We start from the raw sequence: 18191 nt of genomic DNA, 5'->3' as shown, positions 1-18191 counted from the left end.
GCTACGGCCGTTCACGGCCATCGGCATCAGCCATGTACGGTCGGAGGCGACGACTCCAGGGGGAGTGGTGGGGAGCACCCGGGGACACGGGGGAAGAGGACGGATCATGTCGCAACTGCCGGGCTGGCTGGCACGGATCGGTGCCGGGATCACCCAGGTGGGTGAGCGGCTGGACGAGCGGCGCGCCGAGGTGGCGAAGGGGCACGCCGAGCCCGAGCTGCCCCCGCCGGCGGACCCCGTGCCTCCGACGACGTACGCGCCCGCCGTGCAACAGCCGCGCCCGCACCCCGTGGAGGCCGTCCCCTGGGGCGTACGGGTCGCGGCCGAGGCGGGCTGGCGGCTGCTCGTCCTCGCGGGCACGGTCTGGGTGCTGATGCGGGTCATCAGCGCCGTACAGCTGGTGGTGCTCGCCTTCGTGTGCGCGCTGCTCATCACCGCGCTGCTCCAGCCGACCGTGGCATGGCTGAAACGTCGTGGCGTGCCGCGCGGGCCGGCGACCGCGCTGACCGCCATCCTCGGCTTCGTCATCATGGGGCTGATCGGGTGGTTCGTGACCTGGCAGGTCATGGAGAACATCGACTCGCTCTCCACCCAGATCCAGGACGGCATCGACGAGTTGCGCAAGTGGCTGCTGCACAGCCCCTTCCACGTCACGGACAAGCAGATCAACGAGATCGCGAAGAACCTGCGGGAGGCGGTCGGCGCCAACACCGACCAGATCACCTCGGCGGGTCTGGAGGGCGTGACGGTCATCGTGGAGGCGCTGACCGGCCTCCTCCTGACCATGTTCTCCACCCTCTTCCTGCTCTACGACGGCCGGCGCATCTGGGAGTGGACGCTGAAGCTGGTGCCGTCCGCGGCGCGGCCGGGGGTCGCGGGCGCGGGTCCGCGGGCGTGGCGCACGCTGACCGCGTATGTGCGCGGCACGGTGATCGTGGCCCTGATCGACGCGATCTTCATCGGCCTGGGGATCTACTTCCTGAACGTCCCCATGGCCGTGCCGCTCGCCGTCTTCATCTTCCTGTTCTCCTTCATCCCCCTGGTGGGCGCGGTGGCCTCGGGTGCGCTGGCGGTGGTGGTGGCGCTGGTGACGCAGGGCGTCTTCACCGCGATCATGACGCTGGTCGTGGTGCTCGCCGTCCAGCAGATCGAGGGCCACATCCTCCAGCCGTTCATCCTGGGCCGGGCGGTCCGGGTCCACCCGCTGGCGGTGGTGCTGTCGGTGACGGCCGGCGGGATGATCGCCGGGATCGGCGGAGCCGTGGTGGCGGTACCGCTGGTGGCGGTGTCGAACACCGTGGTGGGCTATCTGCGGTCGTACGCGAACGCCCTGCCTCATCAGCAGACCCAGCCGGACCTCGCGATGGCGCCCGCCGAGAACCCGGCGAACGCGCCGATGGACGAGGCGCCCTCGGCCTAGCAGGCGCATACGAAGGGGCCCGCCCCCAGCGGTAGCTGGGGGCGGGCCCCTTGGGCAGTGCGGCCGTCATTCGGCCAGGACGGCCTCCGCGTCGAGCGTCACGCCGACCGCCTGGATCACCGAAGCGATCTTGAAGGATTCCTGGATGACCTCACGCTCCAGGCCCGCCTTGCGCAGGACCTGCTCGTGGGAGTCCAGGCACATCCCGCAGCCGTTGATCGCGGACACGGCGAACGACCACAGCTCGAAGTCGACCTTGTCGACCCCGGGGTTGCCGATGACGTTCATCCGCAGACCCGCGCGCAGGGTGCCGTACTCGTGGTCCGAGAGCAGGTGGCGCGTGCGGTAGAAGACGTTGTTCATCGCCATGACGGCGGCCGCGGCCTTGGCCGCGGTGTACGCCTCGGGCGTGAGGTTCGCCTTCGCCTCGGGCTCCAGCTCACGCAGCACGATCGCCGAGCGCGACGCGATCGCCGTCGCCAGCACCGTGCCCCACAGCTGCTGGGCCGGCAGGTCGGAGTTGCCGATGACCGAGCCCAGGTTGAGCTTCAGGTCCTTGGCGTAGTCCGGCAGGGCGTTCTTGAGCGAGTCGAGGGACATCGGGTCACTCACCGGCCAGCAGCTTGACCGGGTCCAGGGTCTCGTCGCCCTTGCTCCAGTTGCACGGGCACAGCTCGTCGGTCTGCAGGGCGTCCAGTACCCGCAGGACCTCCTTCGGGTTACGGCCGACGGAACCCGCGGTCACCATGGTGAACTGGATCTCGTTGTTCTGGTCCACGATGAAGACGGCACGCTGCGCGAAGCCGTCCTCGCCCTCGATGCCCAGGGCGCGCATCAGCTCGTGCTTCGAGTCGGCCATCATCGGGAACGGCAGCTCGCGCAGGTCCGGGTGGTCCTTGCGCCAGGCGTGGTGCACGAACTCGGAGTCGCCGGAGAAGCCGAGGATCTGGGCGTCACGGTCGGCGAACTCGTCGTTCAGCTTGCCGAAGGCCGCGATCTCGGTCGGGCACACGAAGGTGAAGTCCTTGGGCCACGCGAAGACGATCTTCCACTTGCCCTCGTAGGTCTTGTGGTTGATCTGCTCGAACTCCTTGCCCTTCTCCAGCGAGACGCAGGCGGACAGTTCGAACTCGGGGAACTTGTCACCGACAGTGAGCACACGCTCTCCTTGCAGCACAGAAGCACCTTGGGGGCAAGGTGTTTCTCATGGGTTGGACTCTCACGATCCTGGCACAGGGTCGATTGATTCGGGAAATAGCTACACTCGGTCGCGTTGATCGGTGAGGACTATCAGTGACAATCAGTAAGGGGTACGCCATGGCCGGTGCCAGGTCCCATGGGCGCCGCCAGCCCAGTCTCGCCCAGCTGCGGGCCTTCGCCGCCGTCGCCGAGCACCTCCACTTCCGGGACGCCGCCGCCGCGATCGGCATGAGCCAGCCCGCGCTGTCGGGCGCCGTCTCCGCCCTGGAGGAGGTGCTCGGCGTCACCCTGCTGGAGCGCACCACCCGCAAGGTGCTCCTCTCGCCCGCCGGTGAACGTCTCGCCGTGCGGGCCAAGGCGGTGCTGGACGAGGTCGGCGCGCTCCTGGAGGAGGCCGAGGCCGTCCGGGCGCCCTTCACCGGGATACTGCGGCTCGGGGTGATCCCGACCGTCGCGCCGTACCTGCTGCCCACCGTCCTCAAGCTCGTCCACGACCGCTATCCGCACCTCGACCTCCAGGTCCACGAGGAACAGACCGCCAACCTGCTCGACGGGCTCACCACCGGCCGCCTGGACCTGCTGCTCCTCGCGGTGCCCCTGGGGGTGCCCGGTGTCGTCGAACTTCCCCTTTTCGACGAGGACTTCGTGCTCGTCACCCCGCTCGACCACTGGCTCGGCGGACGGGAGGGGATACCGCGGGAGGCGCTGCGCGAGCTGAACCTGCTGCTCCTCGACGAGGGACACTGCCTGCGGGACCAGGCCCTCGACATCTGCCGGGAGGCCGGCCGTGAGGACGCACCCGTGACCACGACCGCCGCCGGTCTGTCCACCCTCGTCCAGCTCGTGGCCGGCGGCCTCGGTGTGACCCTGCTGCCCCACACCGCCCTCAAGGTGGAGACCACCCGCAGCAACCAGCTCCTCACCGGCTACTTCGCGGACCCGGCCCCGACCCGGCGCGTCGCCTTCGCTATGCGCGCGGGCGCCGCCCGGGGCGCCGAGTACGAGGAACTGGCCGAGGCATTGCGCGGCGCCCTGCGCCCGCTGCCGGTACGGGTGCTCGAAGCCGGCGCCTGACCGCCAACGGGCCACCCGCCCGTGAACGCGTGCGGGCCCCCTTCCCCGGCCGGAGAAGGGGGCCCGCACGGTCGGCCGGCGGTCACTCGGTGCGTAGACCGTCCGGCCGCAACAGCCGCAGCAGCGGCGGCAGGCTGAGCACCGTCACCAGCAGCACCACTCCCGCGCCGATGCCGGTCATCGTCAGCATGCTCGCCCAGTCCACGGTCACCGACGCGCCGGACATCTTCAGCAGGATCGCGCCCAGCGCCAGTCCGACCGCCGACGCCAGCAGCAGACCCAGCGCGATCGGTATCGCCGTCTGCCACAGCACCGACAGGCTCAGCGTGCGGCGCCTGGTGCCGAAGGCGACCAGCGACGACAGCAGCTTCTTGCGCTCGCGCAGCTGCTCCAGCTGGGAAACCAGCAGGCTCGCGCCGATCAGCGCCAGCACACAGGTGGCGCCGACGAAGAGTCCGGTGCGGATGGAGGTGAACCTGCGGGACTGCTCCGAGGCCGCCCACACCATGGGGTCCGCCCGCACATCGACACGCGCCGCCGTGTTCCGCGCGTACTCGAGCACGTCCGGCACGGACTCGTCGAGCGACAGATAGATCTGCCCGCGGACCGACGCCGCGGCCCGCTCGGGCAGCGCGCCCGGCGTCATCAGGATGCCGCCGCGCTTCACCCCCGTCGGGTCCTTGATGGACTGGGCCTGCTTCAGGGTGCCCGGCACGGTCCAGGCGACCTCGGCGTTGCGCTCGTCGCCGTAGGACGGGTCGACGTACAGCGTCCGGCCCGGCTTGGCCAGCTTCTGTGTGTCGGTGTCGTATTCCGCTCCCCGCACGGTGAACACGTCACCGTCGCGGCACGAGGGCAGCGTGGCCAGCTCGCGCAGGGCGGCGCAGTCGCCGACGCTGAGCTCGCTGGACATGCCGGGGTCCTTGCGCCTGTCGCCGAGGTCGCCGCTGGACAGGGCCGTGACCTTCCGTACGCCCTGGGTGGCGGAGAACTCCCGGGCGGCCGCGCCGATGGGCACACCGTCCGGCAGGTGCACCTGCATCTGGGCCCGCGACAGGTCGTTCCGCGACTGCTTGGTGTAGTCGGCCGCGACGCCTGAGAACAGCATCTGAAGGGCGATCGCGCCGGCCACCGCCACCGCGATCCCGTTGACCATGCGGGCCGCCGTGCCGCTGCTCAACTGGAGCCTGCGCACCGCCAGTTGCCAGGCCACCCCGCCGGAGTTCAGCCGGGCCACGACGGCCTCGACGACCCACGGCAGCAGCGCCGTCACACCGACCAGCAGCAGCAGGACGCCGCCGACGACCAGGTACTCGTTGAAGTCGCCGTTCGTCCGCCCCTGCCCCACCATCGGGTAGAGCATCGCCAGGCCGCCGAGCGGCAGCAGCAGCCGCCACCACAGCCGGCGCCGCGCGGGCTTCGCCGTGCGCACCACGCCGAGCGGCTCGATGACCACGCCCCGCAGCGCGAACAGGGTAACCAGCACCGCGGCCGCCGGAACGGCGGTTGCCACCAGCAGGGCCAGCGCGGGGGAGGGGTTCAGATAGCTGGGGAAGACGCTGATGCCGAAGACCTCGGCCGAACCGGCGGCCTGACGGGCGATCAGGAAGAAGACGGTGCCGAAGGCCAGCCCGAGCACCGCCCCCGCGAGCGCCTCACCCGCGGCGATCCGCCGGGTCATCCCGCCGTCGGAGCCGACGAGGCGCAGCGCGGCGAGCCGCCGGTCGCGCCGTTCGCCGCCGAACCGCACGGCCGCCGCGATGAAGACGCCGACGGGCATGAGCAGCACGACGAATACGACGAGCATCAGCAGGATCAGGACGGGATCCGACTTCTCGGGAGTGAGGCCGGGGTCCCCGAAGCTGTCGATCCGGGCCACGTTCGGCGGGTTGATCTCCGCCGCGAGCCCCTTGGCGCCCGCGTAGTAGGTGAGTTCGTGCGAGCCGACGAGCCCGTTCTCCGCGATGGTGCCGGTGATCCGGTACGGCAGCCGGTCCCGCAGCAGTCGCCCCTCGCCGGACGCGAGCAGCGTCTTCAGCGCGGGGGAGACCACCATCTCGCCCGGCTTGGGGAATCTCTCCAGCCCGGGCGGCAGCGGAGCCCGTGCACCCTCGGGCTCCATCACCCGTCCGCGGACGTCCTTGGAGCGGAACGTGGTGTCGATGTCCGCGATGACCAGGGTGTTGTCGCCCTTGGGCCGCACCTCTTGGCTGTAGGTGTGGTCCGCGCGCGCCTTGTCCCGGTCGTGGCGGGCCGCGAGCGCGCCCGGCAGGGCGGTGGTGAGCAGCAGCAGAGCCACCCCGAGGCCGACGCCGACGGCGGTGAGGAGCAGCCGGACCCAGCCCTCGCGCCCGCCCGTGAACGCGAATCTGGCCCCCATGGCCAGGTCCCTGCCCCACTGGCGCGCCCTCATACGATGCGCTCCATGTCCCGGGACTTGCCGTCCCGTACGACGATCTCGCGGTCGGAGTACGCGGCGACCCGTGCCTCGTGCGTGACCAGCACGACGGCCGCGTTGGTGGACCGGGCCGCCTCGGTGAGCAGCTCCATCACGCGCTCGCCGTTGAGGGAGTCCAGTGCGCCCGTGGGCTCGTCCGCGAACAGCACGCGCGGGCTGGTGACCAGGGCACGGGCGACGGCGACGCGCTGCCCCTGACCGCCGGAGATCTCCCCGGGCCGTTTCCGGGCCAGGTCGTCGACCTCCAGCCGGGCCATCCAGGACAGGGCGGTCCGCTCGGCCTCCTTGCGCGAGGTGCCGTTCAGCCGCAGCGGAAGGGCCACGTTCTCCACGCAGGTCAGTTCGGGCACCAGCTGCCCGAACTGGAAGACGAACCCGAACTCGGTGCGCCGCAGCAGGCTGCGCTCGGCGTCGCTCATGCGGGCCATCTCACGGTCGTTGTAGGTGATCGAGCCCGAGTCGGGCGGCACGATCCCGGCGAGGCAGTGCAGCAGGGTCGACTTGCCGGACCCGGAGGGGCCCATCACGGCGACGATCTCGCCCGGGTGGATGGAGAACTCGGCTCCGTCCAGGGCGACGGTCGGCCCGTACGCCTTGCGCAGGTCCTGGGCGGCGAGCAGGGAACCGGGAGGAGGAGTCACTTGGTCACCGCCTCCGCGAGCTTCCCGAGCCGCGCCGCGGTCAGCTCCAGCCAGCGCAGGTCGGCCTCGAGGTGGAACAGCGCGTGGTCGCAGATCAGCTGGTCGGCCAGGTCGCCCTTGCGCTTGCGGTCGGTCAGGATCCGCATCATGCGCAGGTGCTCGGCGCGCTGGGTGTCGAGGATGTCGGCCGCGTCGCGGTGCGTGAGCAGGGCGAGGACGACCTTGGTGTAGAGGGTCGACTGAAGATACGGCTCGGGCTTCTCCGGGGTCGCGAGCCACCGCTGTACGTCGGTGATCCCGGCTTCGGTGATCGCGTACCGCTTGCGCTCGGGGCCGCCGCCCGCCTCGATCCCGTCGACTTCGACGAGTCCGTTCTTCAGCAGACGGGACATCGTCGAGTAGACCTGGCCGTAGTGCAGCGGCCGGTCGTGACCGAACTTCTCGTCGAAGGCCCGCTTGAGGTCGTAACCATGGCGGGGCCCGGACTCCAGGAGTCCTAGGAGGGTGTGACCGATGGACATGAGGAGCACTGTACATACGGCGTATACACATGGGGTATACATGGCGCGTATAGATCTTGGTCCAAGGGGTGTCCGTGCTGGTGACGGGCGTTTGTCACGGTTCTGCTACACGGCCAGAGTGCCGTTCTGGTCCGGGCGTCGCCCTGCCTGCCGCGCTACCTCTCCGGCTCGCCCGAAGCCGGCGGCCGTCCCCGCCGGGGGATCGGTCCGGCCCCGCCGGGCAGGCGCCCGGCCTCCGCCAGGGCGCGCCGCAGCAGGAACTCGATCTGCGCGTTGGCGGAGCGCAGTTCGTCCGAGGCCCAGCGGGCCAATGCCTCGTACACCGACGGGTCCAGCCGCAGCAGCACCTGCTTGCGCTGCTGCGGCCGGCGCTGGGGGGCCGGGCCCCCGGAGGAGGCCGTCACTGGTAGAGAGACCCCGTGTTGAGTACGGGCTGCGGTGCCCGGTCCCCGCACAGCACCACCATCAGGTTCGACACCATCGCCGCCTTCCGCTCCTCGTCCAGCTCCACGATGTCCCGCTCGGCGATCCGGGCGAGCGCCGCCTCGACCATCCCGACCGCACCGTCGACGATCTGCCGTCGCGCGGCGACCACCGCGCCGGCCTGCTGCCGCTGGAGCATCGCGGAGGCGATCTCCGGAGCGTACGCGAGATGCGTGAAGCGGGACTCGATGATCTGCACCCCGGCCGCCTCCACGCGCGCGTGCAGCTCGACGGCGAGCTTCTCGGTGATCTCCTCGGCGTTGCCGCGCAGCGAGAGCGCGTTCTCCTCGTGGGCGTCGTAGGGGTACTCGATGGCGATGTGCCGCACAGCCGCCTCGGTCTGCGTGGCGACGAACTCCAGGAAGTCGTCCACCTCGAAGGTGGCCTGCGCGGTGTCCTCGACCTTCCAGACCACCACCGCCGCCAGCTCGATCGGGTTGCCGTACGCGTCGTTGACCTTCAGGACGGCGGTCTCGTGGTTGCGGACCCGGGTGGAGATCTTGGTGCGGGAGGTGAAGGGGTTCACCCAGCGCAGTCCGTCCTGCCGGATCGTGCCGCGGTAGCGCCCGAAGAGCTGCACGACCCGGGCCTCGCCCGGCGCCACCGTGTTCAGACCGCCCATACCGGTGACCGCCGCGAGGCCGGCCAGGACGCCGACGGCGATCAGTGCGGCCTTGGCGCCGGGCGCGGCGAGCGTCGAGCCCCAGGCCACCAGGACCACCCCCAGCGCCAGCCCGGCCAGTCCCAGCAGCAGCGCCGTGCCGCCGCCCACGCTGTGCGCCGGGAACTCCCGTACGCGCGGACTCGGCATCTCCGGTATGTCGGCGGCGGTGGAGGCGTCTTGTGTCGACATGGGTGGTGTCCCCCCGTTTTCGTACATAGCTCTGACTTATCTAAGTGATATCACATTACCCGGCCTGAACAACCTTCCACGCCTTCTGATCGTCGGTTCCGGTGGGACAGGTGCGGTTTGTCACGTCCGTAAAAGGGGGGATCGCCGCCCCTTTGTCGTACCGCGCGGTGTTAGCTTTCTGAGCTGACCTGGCCACGTACCTGTGTGACAGCCGAGAAGGAAGCGGAGCGGGATCCACTCATGGGACGAGCGGAAGAGAGACGAGCGCGGCAGCGCGGTGGCCGCCGCGCGGCGCCCAAGCGCTCGTCCGGGACGGCCGGGACCCCGGGGACCGCCGGGACCACCAACTCCCCGTCGGCGGGCGGCCGGGCCGCCGCGCGCGGCGGGGGCGCCAGGGCCGCGAGGAACGGGAAGTCCGGGAAGAGCGGCATACGCCGGTTCTTCACCTGGAAGAAGGTCGTCGGCTCGCTGTTCGGCTTCGTGCTGCTGACCATGGGCGCGTTCGTGCTCCTGTACATCGTGACGCCCATCCCGGAGGGCAACGCCACCGCCAAGCTGCAGAGCAACGTCTACAAGTACGGCGACGGCACGATCCTCGCCCGCACCGGCGAGATCAACCGGGAGAACGTCGCCCTCGCCGAGGTCCCCAAGGCCGTCCAGCACACCTTCGTCGCGGCCGAGAACAAGACCTTCTACGACGACTCCGGCGTCGATCTGAAGGGCACGGCCCGCGGTCTGCTCAACACCCTCTCCGGCAAGGGCGCCCAGGGTGGTTCGACGATCACCCAGCAGTACGTCAAGAACTACTACCTGAACCAGAACCAGACCGTCACGCGCAAGCTGAAGGAACTGGTCATCTCGCTGAAGCTGGACCGCAAGAAGTCCAAGGAGTACATCCTCGCGGGCTACATCAACACCAGCTACTACGGCCGCGGCGCCTACGGCATCCAGGCCGCCGCGCAGGCGTACTACGGCAAGGACGCCAAGAAGCTCACGGTCGAGCAGGGCGCGTACCTCGCCTCTCTGCTCCAGGCGCCGAACCAGTACGACTGGGCCATCGCCAGCGACACCGGCAAGAAGCTGGTGCAGAACCGGTGGAACTACGTCCTGGACAACATGGTGCAGATGCACTGGCTGGACGCGGGCGAGCGCCGGGCCATGAAGTTCCCGGTGCCGAAGGCGCCCAAGGCGGCGCCCGGCATGGAGGGGCAGACCGGCTATCTGGTGGACGCGGCCAACGCGGAGCTGGAGAAGCAGCTGGTCGCCCAGGGCACCGCCGCCTCCATCGGTGACGCGGAGGCGCTGGTGAAGGCCGGCGGCTGGACCATCACGGTGAACATCGACAAGAAGAAGCAGCGCGAGCTGGAACAGGCGGTCAAGCAGCAGCTGACCAGCAAGCTGAACCCGAAGAAGCGTTCCGTCGACGGTGATGTCCAGCCCGGGGCCGTGTCGGTCGACCCGAAGAGGGGCCGGGTGCTCGCCATGTACGGCGGCCTGGACTACTTCAAGCACTTCCGCAACAACGCGACGCGCCGTGACTACCAGCCCGCCTCCACCTTCAAGCCGCTGATCCTCGCGGCCGCGCTGGAGGACCAGGCCAAGACGCAGGACGGCCGGGCGATCACCGCGAACACGATCTACGACGGCACGAGCCGCCGCCCGGTCAAGGGCAGCGCGATCGGCTTCGCCCCGCCGAACGAGGACGACCAGGACTACGGCCCCATCACCGTCCAGACGGCGATGAACAAGTCCGTCAACTCGGTCTTCGCGCAGATGGGCGTCGACGTCGGCATGCCCGAGGTGCTGAAGGTCGCGAACTCGCTCGGGATGGACACCAAGGGCCTGCCGGCCGTGCCCGCGCAGACCCTCGGCAGCATGGGCGCGAGCCCGCTGGAGATGGCCGGCATCTACGCCACCCTCGACAACCACGGCCGGAAGGTCACCCCGGCGATCATCAAGTCGGCCGAGCACAAGGACAGCACGGTCAAGCTCCCCGACCCGATCGGCAGCCAGGTCATCAGCCGCACGGCCGCCGACACGGTCACCTCGGTCCTCACCGGCGTGGTCGACGACGGTACGGCCCAGACGTCGGTCCGGGAGAACCCGGCGCGCCGCGGCCAGCAGGTCGCCGGCAAGACGGGCACGTCCGACAACAACAAGTCGGCCTGGTTCACCGGCTACACGCCCGACCTGGTCACCTCCGTCGGCCTGTTCGGCGAGAGCGCCAAGAACGGCGCCCAGGTCGGCCTGACGGGCGCCACGGGCCGCATTCCGGGCAGCGGCCGTATCAACGGCGGTGGGTACCCGGCGCAGATCTGGGCCGCGTACACCTTCGAGGCGATGGGCGAGGTCAGCAGGTTCGACCTGGAGACCACGCAGGGCGCGGCGGTCCAGCCGAGTGTGACGCCGACCCTCTCGCAGTCGCCCACCAGCACTCCGTCGTCGACGCCGACCACGCAGAAGCCGACGTCCCAGCCGCCGACGAGCTCGGCTCCGCCGACTCCGAGCCAGTCGCCCACCCAGACGCCGACGACGAACGCACCGAGCACTCCGGCGACCACGCCGCCGACGACTCCGGTGGATCCGCTCGATCCGGAGGCGCAGTAGCAAGGAGCGCGAGGGCGCCCGGTGGACCTGCCACCGGGCGCCCTCCTCGTCGTAGGCGTCAGCCTCCGTTGACGTTGTTGGCGATACGGTCGCCGACCTCCTTGTCGATGTTGCGCCAGTACTGCAACGCGCGGTCCATGACCGGGCGGGAGACGCCCTGAAGCAGGTGCCCGGTGACATTGGAGACCAGCCGGTCACGGGCCGCCTCGTCCAGGACCTGGCGGACCATGGTGTGGGCCTGGCCGAAGTCGTCGTCCTCGCGGTGCAGCCGGTACGCCTCCCGCACCATCTCGCCCGCCGTCTGCCAGCCGGCGGGGTCGCCGAACTGCTGGACGGCCGCGGCCGGTCCGCCGTAGGAGTTGGGCGCGTACGGCCTCGCGGTGTGCGCGGGCTCGTAGCGCATCGGGCCGTCCTTGGCGTAGGACCGCACGTCCACGCGCGGCCGGTTGGGCGGCAGCTGTGTGTAGTTCGGGCCGATGCGGTAGCGGTGGGTGTCCGGGTACGAGAAGAGCCGGCCGAGCAGCATCTTGTCCGGGGACGGGCCGATGCCCGGCACCATGTTGGACGGCTCGAACGCGGCCTGCTCGATATGGACGAAGTAGTCCTCCGGGTTCTTGTTCAAGGTCATCCGGCCGACCTCGATCAGCGGGTAGTCGCCGTGCGGCCACACCTTGGTCAGGTCGAACGGGTTGAACCGGTAGTCCGGTGCGTCCTCGAACGGCATCACCTGTACATGCATCGTCCAGGACGGGTGGTCGCCGCGCTCGATCGCCTCGTACAGATCACGGCGGTGCAGGTCGGCGTCCTTGCCGGCCAGCTCGTCGGCCTGCTCCTGGGTGAGGAAGTCGATGCCCTGGCCGGTCTTGATGTGGTACTTGACCCAGAACTTCTCGCCGCCGCCGTTGATCCACATATAGGTGTGGGAGGAGTAGCCGTTCATATGGCGGTACGTCTTCGGGATGCCCCGGTCGCCCATCAGCCATGTCACCTGGTGCGCGGACTCGGGGGAGAGGGTCCAGAAGTCCCACTGCATGTCGTTGTTGCGCAACCCGGTCACCGGGTGGCGCTTCTGGGAGCGGATGAAGTCCTGGAATTTCATCGGGTCCCGGACGAAGAACACCGGGGTGTTGTTCCCCACGAGGTCGTAGTTGCCGTGCTCCGTATAGAACTTGAGCGCGAAACCGCGGGGGTCGCGCCAGGTGTCCGGGGAGCCCAGCTCGCCGGCGACGGTGGAGAAGCGTGCGAGCATCTCGGTGCGCTTGCCGGGCTGGAAGAGGTCGGCCTTGGTGAACTGGCTGACGTCGTTGGTCACTTCGAAGAATCCGTACGCGCCGCTGCCCTTGGCGTGTACCACCCGCTCGGGGACCCGTTCGCGGTTGAACTGGGCCATCTTCTCGATGAGGTAGTGATCCTGGAGCAGAATCGGGCCGTTCGAGCCGACGGTGAGCGAGTGCTCGTCGCTCTCCGCCGGGATGCCGGCATTGGTGGTGGTGTAGGGAACCGACTGGGGTACCTGGCTCACGAGCGTCCTCCCGTCGTGCTTAAGGGTCGGTCGGGTCGCCTCGGTCACCCCAGCAGTCAACTCCGCCGACGGGACATCGGCAACATTTGGACGGGGTCCAATTCCGGCTCTCTTCCAGGCGGTGATCGGGGGCCTTCCGGGCCATGGACCGGCCCCCGGGGGGCCTCGGCCTCACCCCCGGTTCAGCTCGAACCAGACCACCTTTCCCGTGCTCAGCCGGGTCGCGCCCCAGCGCCGGGCCAGCCGGTTGACCAGATACAGGCCGCGCCCGCCCTCGTCAGTGGCCCGGGCCTGCCGCAGTCGCGGCAGCTGCGGCACATCGTCACCGACCTCACAGCGCAGCACATCGGTACGCAGCAGCCGCAGCGTCACCGGCCGTGACGCATAGCGCACGGCATTGGTCACGACCTCGCTGACCAGCAGCTCCACCGAGTCCGTCAGTTCCTCCATGCCCCAGCGGGCGAGCGCCCGCCGGGCGAGACGCCGGGCCCTGCCCGGGGCCGCGTCCTCGGGCTCCAGGAACCAGTACGCGACATCGCTCGGCGCGATCCCGTCGAAGCGGGCGGCGAGCAGCGCGATGTCGTCGTCCCGGTCACCCGGGCCGAGCATGTCGAGCACCTCGTCGCACAGCGCCTCCAGCGGCGGCGGATGGTCCGCGCCGGTGAGCTGGGCGGTCGCGGCGAGCTTCTCCCGCAGCTGCTCTATACCGGTCCACACGTCCCGCAGCCGGGACTCGACCAGCCCGTCGGTGTACAGCAGCAGGGTCGCGCCCGCCGGGGCGTCCAGCTCCACCGCCTCGAAGTCGACCCCGCCCACGCCGATGGGGGCGCCCGCCGGTACCCGCAGCACCTCCGCCCGGCCGCCCAGATGCAGCAGCACCGGCGGCGGGTGACCGGCGTTGGCGATGGTGATGCGGTGCGCGACCGGGTCGTACACCGCGTACAGACAGGTCGCCATGCGGTCGGTGCCCAGCCGCTGGGCCTGCTCGTCGAGGTGGTGCAGCACCTCCTGCGGCGGCAGGTCCAGCCCGGCGAGCGTCTGGGCCGTCGTCCGCAGCTGCCCCATGATCGCCGCGGAGGTCATGGAGTGGCCCATGACGTCACCGACGACGAGCGCGACCCGGCTGCCGGGCAGCGGAATGGCGTCGTACCAGTCGCCCCCGACCCGTGCGGTCTCGGCGGCCGGCAGATACCGGGAGGCGAGCCGCACACCCGTGGGGTTCGGCAGGGTCTCCGGCAGCATCGTCCGCTGAAGCTCGTCGGCGATGTACGCCTCACGGCCGTACAGCACCGCCTTGTCGATGCCGAGCGCGCTGTGGGTGGCGAGCTGCGCGGCCACCAGCAGGTCGTCGGCCTCGAACGCCGGCCGCTCGGGGCGGCGCAGGAACAGGGCGGCACCGATGACCCGCCGCCGCCCCCGCAGCGGCGCGAGGATCGCGCGCTGACCGGGAGGGATCGCGAGATCGTCGCCGAGCAGCTCCGGGAGCGCGGCCCGGGCGGCGGGCGCGTCCGCGAACACCGGCCGCACCCCGCGCAGCACCTCGGCGAGCGCTCCGCCCGGGAGCACCTCGCACAGCTCGTTGCTCCGGTCCGCGACCCCGGAGTTCTCCACCGCCGGCACCGGCAGGATCCCGTCGTCCAGGTCCCGCTCCTGCGGGATCCGGTCGGTGCGCCGAAGCCGCAGCACCAGGGGCCCGGTGGGCCGCTCGTCACCGACCGGCAGCGGGTCGCGCAGATAGACGAGAATCGTGTCCGAGAAGGTCGGCACGGTGGCCCGGCACAGGCCCATCACGATCTCGTCGAGGTCTATGCCGCGGGCGATCCGCCGGGTCGCGGCGCCCACGAAACGCAGCCGGTCCCCGTCGCGCCGCATCGGCATGGGCCCGTGCGGCGGCGGTGTCTGCCCGCTGCGCCGGTCCTTGCCCCCGGGCAGGTGGGAGGCACGATCCTGCCCGGCTCCCGGCTGGACGGGAATACCGCCCTCGGGCACGGGTCGCGGCCGGTGCGCGTCCGGCTCGTCGGCGGCCGGCTGGGAATGCTCGGCTCCGTCCGCCGCGGGCAGCGGGGTGGGCGTTCCGCCCTGGTTGCCCGGCGCTCCGTGCTGGGCGCAGGGCAGGGGCACGGAGGGAGCGGCGGACACGCCGCCGGTCCGGGTCTGTGCGGGTAATGCGGGGGCCGGCGCGGAAGGCAGCGGCTCCGGGGTACGCAGGAGCGCCCCGCGGGGGTCCGCGGGGCCGGCGCCCGCCTGGGGGCGTTCGTGGGAGGTCGGGTGCTCCGTCACGCGTGTCGAATCCATCCGTCCGGGGCTGCGCGCCGTGCGTGCAGTTGGTCCCGCCGAGAAGCCGATACCCGGAATACGTGCCCCAGGAACGGAATTCCCGCATGGTCACAGGCCGTCGCCGAACCGCCCGACGGCCGAGCCGTCCCTGTGTGGCCCTCGTACCCCACGCTCACGTCCTGCCGCCCCTCGATGACGTTCGATCAAACTCAGCGCATACTGTGGGAGTTGCTGTGCTGTGCCCTTGCGGAGGACGATCCTACGGTTGTACCGCGGGGGCGCAACAAGGGTCTCATGAGGCCGTGTACGCGGGCATGCGATCCCAGTCCTCCGGCAGCGGCGGCACCGACCAGGACGGATCCGGGCGCCAGTGCTGCCAGCCGTCCGAGAAGGGCGCTCCCCAGGCGCGGACCACCGCCACCGCGGACCGCCCCGCCTCCCGCACCCGGCCGGCCAGCCGCGCGTCCATCAGGCCGTCCCGCTGTGCCTGCACGAACTCGTCCTCGTCGCGCCAGCCCCAGCTGCGGTCGGGATAGACACAGAGGTCGAGGAAGTGGTCCTCGGAGTCGACGCCGCCGGCCCAGCGCGCCAGCGGCTCCTCCAGATTCACGTACCAGTTCTTGAACCGCCAGCCCGGCTCCCAGAACAGCCACACCGACCAGGGCTCGCCGGGCCGTGCCAGTTTGAGTACGCCCGTGCCGAACCAGCGGTCGAGCTGCACGATCCGCGGCTTGGTGTAGCGGGACTCCAGCGGCTCGGCGTGCAGCGGTGTGCCGTCGGCGAGGACCGGCTTGACGCACTGGGTGCCGGGAGCCATCCATACGGCGAGCAACTCCTCGTCGTCCCTGACCACGGTGACCGGCCGTGCGATGTGGAAGTGCGGACCGCCGTTCTCGCGGTACCGCCACAGGATCCGGTCCCCTGGAGCCCAGTACGTCGCCGACCCGCCCGCTTCCACTCGTCTCACCGCTCCACCGTCTGCCATGCACAGATATTAGGTGCCCCAGGCATACGACGCAGCGGCGGCCGTCGCGGTTCACGCGGGGGCGGGCAAGTCGTCGCAGGACGTTACGGGCGCGTCATCCGCAGGACATCCAGCGCCTCGTCAAGCTGTTCGAGCGTGAGGTCGCCGCGCTCCACATAGCCCTCCTCCAGGACCACTTGACGGATCGTCCTGCGTTCGGCGAGTGCCTTCTTGGCGACCTTCGCGGCCTCCTCGTAGCCGATGTACTTGTTGAGCGGGGTGACGACGGAGGGCGACGACTCGGCGTACTCGCGGGCGCGTTCCCGGTGGGCGGCGATGCCGTCGACGGTCCGGTCGGCCAGCAACCGCGAGACGCTTGCCAGCAGCCGGATCGACTCCAGCACGTTCTTCGCGATGACCGGCATCATGACGTTCAGCTCGAAGTTGCCGGAGGCGCCCGCGGTGGTGATGGTCGCGTCGTTGCCGATGACCTGCGCGGCGACCATGAGGACGGCCTCGGGGATGACCGGGTTGACCTTGCCGGGCATGATCGAGGACCCCGGCTGAAGATCGGGCAGGCTGATCTCGGCCAGCCCGGTGCGCGGACCGGAGGCCATCCAGCGCAGATCGTTGGCGATCTTGGTCAGTCCCACGGCGATGGTCCGCAGCTGCCCGCTGGTCTCGACGATGCCGTCCCGCGCGCCCTGGGCCTCGAAGTGGTTGCGCGCCTCGGTGAGCGGCAGTCCGGTGGCCCGGGCGACCTCGGCGATGACGGCGGCGGAGAAGCCGGGCGGGGTGTTGATCCCCGTGCCCACCGCGGTGCCGCCCAGCGGCAGTTCGGCCAGGCGCGGCAGTGAGGCGTTCAGCCGTTCGATGCCGTACCGCACCTGCGCGGCGTAGCCGCCGAACTCCTGGCCCAGTGTCACGGGTGTGGCGTCCATGAGATGAGTCCGCCCCGACTTCACCACATCGGCGAACTCGCCGGCCTTGCGTTCCAGAGAGGCGGCGAGGTGTTCGAGGGCGGGGACGAGGTCCTGGATGACGGCCGCGGTGGCGGCGATGTGAACGGACGACGGGAAGACGTCGTTGGACGACTGTGAGGCGTTCACGTGGTCGTTCGGATGCACGTCGCGCCCGAGCCGCTCACTGGCGAGGGTGGCGACGACCTCGTTGGCGTTCATGTTGGACGAGGTGCCCGACCCGGTCTGGAACACATCGACGGGAAAGTGCTCGTCCCACCGCCCCTCGGCCACCTCGGCGGCCGCCTCCTGGATCGCGTCGGCAATGTCCTTGCCGAGTACGCCGAGCTCCGCGTTGACCTTTGCGGCGGCACCCTTGATCCGCGCAAGCGCCTCGATGTGCGCGCGCTCGATCCGCTGTCCGGAGACGGGGAAGTTCTCGACGGCGCGCTGGGTCTGGGCGCGCCACTTGGCGTCGATGGGGACCTGGACCTCGCCCATGGAATCGTGCTCGGTGCGGTATCGCCGGCTGCCGTCCGCCTCGGCCGTAGTGGTCATCGTCGTCATACCTCCTGGAACGGGAGCACATGACGTGCGAGGACTATTCCCGTACTCCCGTTCCAGGATCCGACGTGCTGCTGCCGATGTCGCGGCAGGATCGGCGGCGAGTTGCCGTGGGCTGCGGTCAGCAGCTGTTGACGAGGGACATGCGCCGGATGTCGTCGTACCAGCCGGGGTCGAAGGTGCCCTTCGCCGTCCATACGTAGCGCTGGGTGTGGTCGGGCAGGTTCTTGACGAACTTGGTCGGGCTCGCCGGGTCCTGGATGCGCGCGTTGCGCAGAGCCGTGAGAACGGCTCCGTTCCTGTCCTTCAGGCGTACTCGCATCAGCCAGGCGTCGCGGTTGCCGCTACTGGTGACCGTGGCCCGGAAGTAAGCCGTGCCGTCCGGGTACACGGTCCACCTCGCACCCGAGAACATGGTGCAGTCGCCACTGCGCAGAGTGCCCCATGTGAATGACTTCCAGGCCGGCGCGTGGACCGTGGCCTCGGCCGTCCCCACAGTGGGGACGAGGGCGCCGGCGGTCAGGGCGGCGGTGGCCACGGCGGTGGCCACGAGCTTGCGGGGCCGACGGATCACGCCGGTGCTCCGGATGTTGCTCACTGAATGTTCCTTTCCTCACCGTTGGTGGGGGTGCTGGACCAGGATCAGGG

General features: G+C 70.2%; 15 protein-coding genes. 3 read left to right on the top strand and 12 right to left on the bottom strand.

Annotated elements, in window-relative coordinates; translation table 11 throughout:
• Window positions 1–106 precede the first annotated feature (106 nt).
• The gene (locus ABZ876_RS01900; protein ID WP_361772763.1) at window positions 107–1420 is read left to right on the top strand and encodes an AI-2E family transporter; all 1314 of its coding nucleotides are present in this window, start codon (window positions 107–109) and stop codon (window positions 1418–1420) included.
• Window positions 1421–1486: 66 nt separating this feature from the next.
• Here ABZ876_RS01900 and ABZ876_RS01895 read toward each other — a convergent pair whose 3' ends face one another.
• Together ABZ876_RS01895 and ABZ876_RS01890 are read right to left on the bottom strand one after the other, a co-directional pair.
• Complete coding sequence (locus ABZ876_RS01895) at window positions 1487–2020, bottom strand: alkyl hydroperoxide reductase (protein WP_361773873.1); 534 nt, start codon at window positions 2018–2020, stop codon at window positions 1487–1489.
• 4 nt (window positions 2021–2024) lie between these two features.
• Complete coding sequence (locus tag ABZ876_RS01890; protein WP_361772760.1) at window positions 2025–2579, bottom strand: peroxiredoxin; 555 nt, start codon at window positions 2577–2579, stop codon at window positions 2025–2027.
• A gap of 158 nt (window positions 2580–2737) precedes the next feature.
• Here ABZ876_RS01890 and ABZ876_RS01885 point away from each other — a divergent pair, with 158 nt between their 5' ends.
• Window positions 2738–3694, top strand: a complete 957-nt coding sequence (locus ABZ876_RS01885; protein WP_361773870.1) for a LysR substrate-binding domain-containing protein — start codon at window positions 2738–2740, stop codon at window positions 3692–3694.
• 82 nt (window positions 3695–3776) lie between these two features.
• Here ABZ876_RS01885 and ABZ876_RS01880 read toward each other — a convergent pair whose 3' ends face one another.
• The 5 genes from ABZ876_RS01880 to ABZ876_RS01860 all read right to left on the bottom strand — a co-directional run bounded on the left by ABZ876_RS01880 (window position 3777) and on the right by ABZ876_RS01860 (window position 8650).
• Complete coding sequence (locus ABZ876_RS01880) at window positions 3777–6107, bottom strand: FtsX-like permease family protein (protein WP_361772757.1); 2331 nt, start codon at window positions 6105–6107, stop codon at window positions 3777–3779.
• Window positions 6104–6793, bottom strand: a complete 690-nt coding sequence (locus ABZ876_RS01875; RefSeq protein WP_361772754.1) for an ABC transporter ATP-binding protein — start codon at window positions 6791–6793, stop codon at window positions 6104–6106. The genes ABZ876_RS01880 and ABZ876_RS01875 overlap by 4 nt, the downstream gene beginning before the upstream one ends.
• A complete protein-coding gene (locus ABZ876_RS01870; protein ID WP_361772751.1) occupies window positions 6790–7314 on the bottom strand; it encodes a PadR family transcriptional regulator in 525 nt (174 codons plus the stop codon). Before ABZ876_RS01870 ends, ABZ876_RS01875 begins: the two co-directional genes overlap by 4 nt.
• 155 nt (window positions 7315–7469) lie before the next feature.
• A complete protein-coding gene (locus tag ABZ876_RS01865; protein WP_361772748.1) occupies window positions 7470–7718 on the bottom strand; it encodes a hypothetical protein in 249 nt (82 codons plus the stop codon).
• Window positions 7715–8650 (bottom strand): SPFH domain-containing protein, encoded by a 936-nt coding sequence (locus tag ABZ876_RS01860; RefSeq protein WP_361772745.1) that lies wholly within the window; start codon window positions 8648–8650, stop codon window positions 7715–7717. Before ABZ876_RS01860 ends, ABZ876_RS01865 begins: the two co-directional genes overlap by 4 nt.
• 240 nt (window positions 8651–8890) lie before the next feature.
• Between ABZ876_RS01860 and ABZ876_RS01855 the strand changes: the two genes are divergently transcribed.
• Complete coding sequence (locus tag ABZ876_RS01855) at window positions 8891–11257, top strand: transglycosylase domain-containing protein (protein WP_361772742.1); 2367 nt, start codon at window positions 8891–8893, stop codon at window positions 11255–11257.
• Between the two features lie 58 nt (window positions 11258–11315).
• Here the strand turns inward: ABZ876_RS01855 and ABZ876_RS01850 are convergent, their stop codons facing one another.
• The 5 genes from ABZ876_RS01850 to ABZ876_RS01830 form a co-directional block, all read right to left on the bottom strand.
• The gene (locus ABZ876_RS01850) at window positions 11316–12779 is read right to left on the bottom strand and encodes a catalase (RefSeq protein WP_361772739.1); all 1464 of its coding nucleotides are present in this window, start codon (window positions 12777–12779) and stop codon (window positions 11316–11318) included.
• Between the two features lie 171 nt (window positions 12780–12950).
• Window positions 12951–15074 carry a SpoIIE family protein phosphatase gene (locus ABZ876_RS01845; protein WP_361772736.1) on the bottom strand — a complete coding sequence of 708 codons (2124 nt, stop codon included), beginning with the start codon at window positions 15072–15074 and terminating at the stop codon, window positions 12951–12953.
• A 274-nt stretch (window positions 15075–15348) separates the two neighbouring features.
• On the bottom strand, window positions 15349–16041 hold the full coding sequence (locus tag ABZ876_RS01840) for a DUF402 domain-containing protein (protein ID WP_361772733.1): 693 nt from the start codon (window positions 16039–16041) through the stop codon (window positions 15349–15351).
• Window positions 16042–16124: 83 nt separating this feature from the next.
• The gene (locus ABZ876_RS01835) at window positions 16125–17537 is read right to left on the bottom strand and encodes a class II fumarate hydratase (protein WP_361772730.1); all 1413 of its coding nucleotides are present in this window, start codon (window positions 17535–17537) and stop codon (window positions 16125–16127) included.
• Between the two features lie 127 nt (window positions 17538–17664).
• Window positions 17665–18141, bottom strand: coding sequence for a DUF6294 family protein (locus ABZ876_RS01830; RefSeq protein WP_361772727.1), 477 nt, complete (start codon window positions 18139–18141; stop codon window positions 17665–17667).
• Between the last annotated feature and the right edge of the window lie 50 nt (window positions 18142–18191).

It is taken from the genome of Streptomyces sp. NPDC046931 (assembly GCF_040644655.1).
GTDB lineage: Bacteria > Actinomycetota > Actinomycetes > Streptomycetales > Streptomycetaceae > Streptomyces.
Note: the sequence above shows the minus strand (reverse complement) of the source record. Positions and strands in the feature narration are given on the sequence as shown.

What these genes read in the sequence shown, in the direction of transcription:
- ABZ876_RS01900 (WP_361772763.1), top strand. Translation starts at nt 107, where the DNA reads ATGTCGCAACTGCCGGGCTGGCTGGCACGGATCGGTGCCGGGATCACC.
- ABZ876_RS01895 (WP_361773873.1), bottom strand. Translation starts at nt 2,020, where the DNA reads ATGTCCCTCGACTCGCTCAAGAACGCCCTGCCGGACTACGCCAAGGAC.
- ABZ876_RS01885 (WP_361773870.1), top strand. Translation starts at nt 2,738, where the DNA reads ATGGCCGGTGCCAGGTCCCATGGGCGCCGCCAGCCCAGTCTCGCCCAG.
- ABZ876_RS01880 (WP_361772757.1), bottom strand. Translation starts at nt 6,107, where the DNA reads ATGAGGGCGCGCCAGTGGGGCAGGGACCTGGCCATGGGGGCCAGATTC.
- ABZ876_RS01870 (WP_361772751.1), bottom strand. Translation starts at nt 7,314, where the DNA reads ATGTCCATCGGTCACACCCTCCTAGGACTCCTGGAGTCCGGGCCCCGC.
- ABZ876_RS01860 (WP_361772745.1), bottom strand. Translation starts at nt 8,650, where the DNA reads ATGTCGACACAAGACGCCTCCACCGCCGCCGACATACCGGAGATGCCG.
- ABZ876_RS01855 (WP_361772742.1), top strand. Translation starts at nt 8,891, where the DNA reads ATGGGACGAGCGGAAGAGAGACGAGCGCGGCAGCGCGGTGGCCGCCGC.
- ABZ876_RS01845 (WP_361772736.1), bottom strand. Translation starts at nt 15,074, where the DNA reads ATGGATTCGACACGCGTGACGGAGCACCCGACCTCCCACGAACGCCCC.
- ABZ876_RS01840 (WP_361772733.1), bottom strand. Translation starts at nt 16,041, where the DNA reads ATGGCAGACGGTGGAGCGGTGAGACGAGTGGAAGCGGGCGGGTCGGCG.
- ABZ876_RS01835 (WP_361772730.1), bottom strand. Translation starts at nt 17,537, where the DNA reads ATGACCACTACGGCCGAGGCGGACGGCAGCCGGCGATACCGCACCGAG.